This is a genomic window from Candidatus Methylomirabilota bacterium (assembly GCA_027293415.1).
GTDB lineage: Bacteria > Methylomirabilota > Methylomirabilia > Methylomirabilales > CSP1-5 > CSP1-5.
In genome coordinates this window covers 1-6440 of record JAPUFX010000207.1, presented here as the reverse complement: position 1 = coordinate 6440, position 6440 = coordinate 1, and the positions used below count along the sequence as shown (strand labels likewise).

The following is a 6440-nucleotide window of genomic DNA, read 5'->3' as shown; positions in this document are numbered from 1 at the left end:
TTTCCCGGGAATCATCCTACCATACGTTTCCTGAAGACAAAACTCGCCCGGATTTCCGTTGGTCCATCAAAGCCCGCGGGCCGAGCGATGTCCCCCCGACCCTCGACTCTTGACTCTTCGCGCTCCGGGCTGACTGCTGATTGCTGACAGCTCTAGCCCGCATTATTCACGAATGGAGCGTCTTCGTGAATAATGCGTCCCGCTGCTGGGGCGGGACTCAAGGCTAGCCCTGAGCGAGGCCCCGCAAACGCGGGGCGGAGTCGAAGCCCGGAGGGCAGATTATTCACTTCTATGTGAATAATCTGGGCTAGTGAGAAATAGTTGGTGGGGCACTAGCATCTCTCCTTTCGCGTCGGCGTTCGAATTCTACTTGACGGCCGGGAGGTTAGCCGCTATTGTTAAGAATCTTGTTCAGAGAGACAGAATTTGGAGTGATCCTGGAGATTAAAGGGGCAGGCTTTATCGGCTCTTTTATGCGAGGCACGGCGAAGTTTCTTACGCGTGCCCGAACTTCTCCAGGGCCAGGTCCCTTCTCGATTCGAACCCAAGGTCTACAACGAATTGCGAAATCCCGTGCTGACGGACTCTGAGGGACTGGCGAGTCCGCGGAACAGGTTTACTCCGTCTGCATGAAGAAAGTGGCAGTAGAGGGACGTATATGCACGATGCGATTGTAGTGGGGGCGGGGCCGGCAGGAAGTCAGACAGCGACAAGCCTGGCCCAGCGGGGATACAGCGTTCTCGTCCTCGAGGAGCATCCGCAAATCGGTGTACCAACCAATTGTTCCGGCCTCATCGGGGCAGAGGCTTTTGAGCGGTTTGATCTTCCCCGGGATTCGGTCATTCGCGAGTTCGATTCGGCCACATTCTTCTCGCCCAAAGGAAACGCCGCTCGGGTGGGGGCTGATCGGGTGATGGCCTACGTCGTCAGGAGGTGTGAATTCGATCAGAGTATGGCGCGGCGAGCCGTCGCCTGCGGTGCCGACTACCACCTGGGGGTTCGGTGTGTGGGTCTAAAGTATGAGGGCGATTGTGTCAAGCTGTCGGTGCTCAAAAGGGAACCTGGCGGGGGTGAGATCCCGATGAGTTACAGGGCCCGGGCCGTCGTCTTGGCTACCGGCGTTCGCTACGGTCTGATTCAGGACCTGGGACTTGAGCGGCCGCCTAGGTTTCTGCAGGCAGCTCAGGTTGAGGTAGAAATGGAGGGGCTGGCTGGGGTGGAGGTGTACCTTGGGCGAGAAGTGGCTCCCGGTAGCTTTGCATGGGCTATTCCAGCCGGCGCGTTGGCCCGCGTCGGGGTCTGTGACGGTCGTCAGGCTATCCCCTATCTCCGGCGGTTCCTTCGTCATCCCTCGATTGCCTCTCGGCTCCGAAGCGGGGAAGTCCAGATCAAAAGTAAGGCAATTCCCATTTCCAATGTCTCCCGGACCTTTTTGGATAGAATCCTTCTCGTGGGCGATACCGCCGGACAGGTGAAGGTCACCACCGGGGGAGGAATTTCTTACGGGGTCTTGTGCGGCGATCTAGCAGCGGCGACGCTAGACCATGCCTTCCGCCTCGGGGATCTGACTGAGCGGGTCCTGGCAGAGTACGAGCGACGGTGGCGTCATGAGATTGGTGTCGAACTCCGGGTGGGGAATTTCTTCCGCCGGTTGGGAGGAATGCTTTCGGACGAACAGATTGATCATTTGATTTGCGCCTACCATGAGTCAGACCTTCCCGACCTGGTGAAGCGACGGGCGGATTTTGAGCGACATCGGAAGTTCATTCTTGCGCTGTGTCGTTCTAATATCTTCTTCCACTTGGTCTGGGGCGTCTTTGCTCGGAGGTCAATCGGTTGAGGATTCCTGCGGCAAAGCCGGAGCCATGATACGAGACACGACGCAACAAGGGTCGTCCACCAGTTTTGAAGAGATCCTGGCTCAATTTCCCCAGAGAAAGATCCTGGTTCTCGGGGATATTATGGTGGATGAATACATATGGGGAGTTGTCTCGCGGATCTCTCCTGAGGCCCCGGTACCTGTCGTGGAGGTGGAGGACGAAAATATCCGCCTGGGGGGCGCAGCCAATGTGGTGGCTAACATTCGGGCCCTCCGCGGGCAGGCGGATCTGGTCGGCGTGGCGGGTGGCGACTCCATGGCAGAACGGTTGCTACACGAGATCGAGCAGATTGGTGTCAAGCTGGACGGCATTGTCGTGGATCGCTCGCGGAAGACGACCATTAAGACCCGGGTTGTTGCCGGGAGTCAGCATGTGGTAAGGTTTGATCGAGAGTCTACTGAGGATCTGGACGACGGACTTGGGGGAAGGATCCAGGAACTGGTCCAGGATCGGCTGGATCATGTGGATGCGCTGGTCATCTCCGACTACGGCAAGGGGGTGATCAATGCACGGCTGCTTGAGGTGGTCGTTCCCCTGGCCCGCGCACGCGGGGTGGTGACGGTGGTAGACCCCAAGATTAACCACTTTGATCTGTACCGCCAGGTCAGCGTTCTGACGCCCAACCATCGGGAGGCCATGGCAGCCTGGGGCCGCCCTATCAGGGGTGAGGCCGACGTCGCCGCGGCGGGGCGCCACCTCCTCGATCGTCTCAAAGTTCAGGCAGTGCTCGTCACCCGAGGTGAGAGGGGAATGTCGCTGTATGAGGGGAACGGGCGCGTAAGCCAAATCCCGGCGGTGGCGAAAGAGGTGTTTGATGTGACGGGGGCAGGGGATACGGTCGTGGGGTCCATGGCACTTGCTCTTGCTTCCAGAGCCACCATGGTGGAGGCGGCCCAGGTTGCGAACCATGCCGCCGGGGTGGTGGTAGGAAAGCGAGGGACCGCAACGGTGAGTTTGGCAGAGCTCAAGCGTTCCTTGGGGCTCGAGGAGGGATAGATCGTGAGGGCGGTAGGGGTCATTCCGGCCCGCTACGCCTCCTCTCGATTTCCCGGCAAGCCGCTCGCCGATCTCCGCGGACGACCATTGGTCCAGCATGTGTATGAACGGGCCAGGCGGAGCAAGACCCTGGCGAGGGTAGTGGTTGCAACAGATGACCTTCGGATTCGTGATGCGGTAGTCGCGTTCGGCGGGGAGGTTCAACTGACAGGGTTGCATCATCCTTCGGGGACAGACCGGGTCGCTGAAGTTGCTGCCTCGCTTTCGTGTGAGATTGTGGTCAACATCCAAGGGGACGAACCCCTCATCGAGCCACCGATGATCGATGAGGCGGTGTCCCCTTTTTTTGTAGAATCGGACCTAATCATGGGAACGGTGTGTCGTCGCCTTGAAAAGGAAGAGGAATGGCAGAGCCCGCATGTGGTGAAGGTGGTTCGGGACCGTCGGGGATTTGCCCTATACTTCTCCCGGACGCCCATCCCGTACGCTCGGGTTCAGGGGAGGCATTCCTATTATAAGCACATTGGCCTTTATGTGTACCGGCGGGAATTCCTGCTCACATTAGCGAGTCTTGCTCCGACTCCCTTGGAGGAGACCGAGCAGCTGGAGCAACTGCGGGCGTTGGAATACGGCTACCCGATCAGAGTTGTGGAGACGAAGTACGACAGTATCGGTGTGGATACACCAGAGGACCTGGAACGGATTGCACGGATTGAAGCAAGGAACGAGGGCGGATAAAATTAGGAACAAATAGTGACGGGGGAGCGATGACACCGAAGTTTATCTTTGTCACCGGTGGAGTGGTATCGTCCTTGGGAAAAGGTATCGCAGCGGCTTCCATCGGGTGTCTGCTGGAAAGCCGGGGACTCAAGGTGACCCTCCTCAAGTTTGATCCCTACATCAACGTGGATCCTGGAACGATGAGCCCTTTCCAGCACGGGGAGGTGTTTGTCACCGATGACGGGTCCGAGACCGATCTGGACCTAGGCCATTACGAGCGGTTCACCAGCGCCCAGTTGACCAGAGACAACAATGTTACCACCGGTCAGGTGTATTACAACGTGATCATGAAGGAGCGACGGGGTGATTATCTCGGGGGAACCGTCCAGGTTATTCCTCATATCACCGACGAGATCAAGCGGGCTATCTACCGCGTAAGCAAGGGGGTGGACGTTGTGATCGTGGAGGTGGGAGGCACGGTGGGAGACATCGAGGGCCTTCCCTTCCTTGAAGCGATCCGGCAATTTAAGGGCGACGTTGGCCGGGAGAACGTGGCCTATATTCACCTTACCCTGGTGCCTTACATCGGTACCGCCGGTGAGCTGAAGTCCAAGCCGACCCAGCACAGCGTCAAGGAGCTCCTTCAGATCGGAATCCAACCGGATGTCCTCCTGTGCCGGACAGATCGGATCCTCCCTAAAGAACTGAGGGCCAAGATCGCCCTCTTCTGTAATGTCTCGGAGCGGGCGGTCATCACCGCCAAGGATGTCTCCTCGATCTACGAGGTCCCGCTGGTTTTGCAGAGCGAGGGATTGGACAACATCCTGGTGGATATCCTGAACCTCGAAGTCCGGGAGCAGAACCTTGAAGGGTGGGAGCAGATCGTTCGGAAGGTCCAGAATCCCTCTACCTCTACTTCTATTGCCATCGTAGGCAAGTATTTGGAGCTGAGGGACGCGTACAAAAGTCTCACCGAAGCGATCTCTCACGGAGGGATTGCGAATGACTGCGGGGTCGACATCAAAGCGGTAGAGGCGGAACGGATCGAGCAAGAGGGGGCCAAGAAATGTCTCCATGATGTCGCGGGGGTATTGGTCCCCGGAGGCTTTGGCATCCGCGGAATCGAAGGCAAGATCGGGGCGATCACCTATGCCCGCGAGGAAGGAGTTCCCTTCCTGGGTATCTGTCTCGGGATGCAGTGTGCCGTGATTGAGTTCGCCCGGCACGTCTGTGGTCTGAGGGAGGCCAATAGTCGGGAGTTTGATACCGAGACTCCTCACGCCGTCATCGATTTGATGCCCGAGCAGCGAGGGATCACCAATCTCGGGGGGACCATGCGGCTGGGTGCCTACCCGTGCCGCCTACGTCCTGGGTCTCGGGCCTATCAAGCGTATGGGATGAATGAGGTGTCTGAGCGGCACCGACACCGATACGAGGTGAACAATGAATACCGGAGCGTCTTGGAGGCCCATGGTCTGGTGATCAGTGGTGATTCCCCGGATGGAAGGCTGGTGGAGATGATCGAGCTTGCCGACCATCCCTGGTTCGTGAGCTGCCAGTTTCATCCCGAATTTAGGTCCCGCCCAAGACATCCCCACCCCATCTTCCGGGCTTTTATCCGGGCGACCCTGGAACACCGGAAACGGCTGTGAGAGGCTTGGGGGTCAAGGCGCACGAGCAAATGCATGTCTCATGCTAGTGCCGTTCCAACTAGTTGTGCCAACTTTCTCGCTGCACTGATCACGGCGGGTGCGACAAGGCAGGCTGCTCAAATTCGGCTTATCAAGTTGGAACGGCACGAGAAGGCGGCCGAGGAGATCCGGTAGGCTGAAATTCCGGCCAATGTACCCTTGCCTCCGATTCTAGTCGGAAAAGTAATTGACCCTGGGCGATAGAGAGTAAGATGCCGGGAGAGAGAACGGTAGAATGTCGACGCGAGAGGTTGGGGTAGGGCCCGTCCAAATCGGGGGGAAGAACCCGCTGGCCCTTATTGCCGGGCCGTGTGTTATCGAAGGGGAGGAACACCTCCTTGGGATAGCAGAGCGCCTCCAGGAAATCTGTGGGAAGCTGGAGATCCCCCTTGTTCTCAAGTCTTCCTACGATAAGGCGAACCGCACCTCACTCCAGTCATTCCGGGGACCAGGGATCGAACGTGGGCTCCAGATCCTGAGTCGGGTGAGAGAAAAGACGGGGCTGCCGGTGCTCACCGATGTGCATGAGGTCGCCCAGGTTGCCTCGGTCGCAGGAGTAGTGGACGCACTGCAGATTCCGGCCTTCCTTTGCCGACAAACTGATCTTCTGTTGGCTGCGGGACAGAGCGGCCTGGCTGTGAACGTGAAAAAAGGACAATTTTTGTCACCCGGGGAAGTTCGCCGGGTGGTGGAAAAGGTGGTCTCTACCGGCAATCACCGGCTCTTAATTACCGAGCGAGGGACGAGCTTTGGATACAACAACCTGGTGGTGGATATGCGGGCTTTACCGATCATGCAGGCCCTGGGTTACCCAGTGGTGTTTGATGCCACCCATAGCCTCCAGCTTCCGGGAGGCACCGGTGTCGCGTCCGGAGGCCAGCGGGAGTATATCCCCCATCTCGCCCGCGCAGCGGTAGCGGCGGGATGCAATGCGATCTTCATGGAGGTTCACCCGGCCCCGGATGAAGCCCCTTCTGACGGGGCCACCATGTGGCCTTTGGGGGAACTTGAGTCGCTGCTACGAAAGCTTCTTCGGGTGGCTGCCGCCGTCCGAGAGGGAGACTCTTGACCGAAACCTTATCTCCGAATGAGGGACCTCCGGACCGGTTTCGGCACCGGAACGAATCTTGTGAACTGCCGGTCCTAGCTGCCA

The 6440-nt window shown here is 58.4% G+C and carries 6 protein-coding genes; all 6 read left to right on the top strand.

From position 1 onward, the window contains the following. Positions 1–658 precede the first annotated feature (658 nt). The 6 genes from O6929_14065 (at position 659) to kdsA (ending at position 6356) form a co-directional block, all read left to right on the top strand. Positions 659–1840: an NAD(P)/FAD-dependent oxidoreductase gene (locus O6929_14065; GenBank protein MCZ6481506.1), complete on the top strand. Its 1182-nt coding sequence runs from the start codon at positions 659–661 to the stop codon at positions 1838–1840. A gap of 25 nt (positions 1841–1865) precedes the next feature. Next, the gene (gene rfaE1, locus O6929_14060) at positions 1866–2876 is read left to right on the top strand and encodes a D-glycero-beta-D-manno-heptose-7-phosphate kinase (GenBank protein ID MCZ6481505.1); all 1011 of its coding nucleotides are present in this window, start codon (positions 1866–1868) and stop codon (positions 2874–2876) included. Between the two features lie 3 nt (positions 2877–2879). Further along, the gene (kdsB, locus tag O6929_14055) at positions 2880–3614 is read left to right on the top strand and encodes a 3-deoxy-manno-octulosonate cytidylyltransferase (GenBank protein MCZ6481504.1); all 735 of its coding nucleotides are present in this window, start codon (positions 2880–2882) and stop codon (positions 3612–3614) included. A gap of 29 nt (positions 3615–3643) precedes the next feature. After that, positions 3644–5248 carry a CTP synthase gene (locus O6929_14050; GenBank protein ID MCZ6481503.1) on the top strand — a complete coding sequence of 535 codons (1605 nt, stop codon included), beginning with the start codon at positions 3644–3646 and terminating at the stop codon, positions 5246–5248. Between the two features lie 33 nt (positions 5249–5281). Then, positions 5282–5422: a hypothetical protein gene (locus O6929_14045; protein ID MCZ6481502.1), complete on the top strand. Its 141-nt coding sequence runs from the start codon at positions 5282–5284 to the stop codon at positions 5420–5422. A gap of 100 nt (positions 5423–5522) precedes the next feature. Continuing rightward, a complete protein-coding gene (kdsA, locus tag O6929_14040) occupies positions 5523–6356 on the top strand; it encodes a 3-deoxy-8-phosphooctulonate synthase (protein ID MCZ6481501.1) in 834 nt (277 codons plus the stop codon). Positions 6357–6440: the final 84 nt, after the last annotated feature.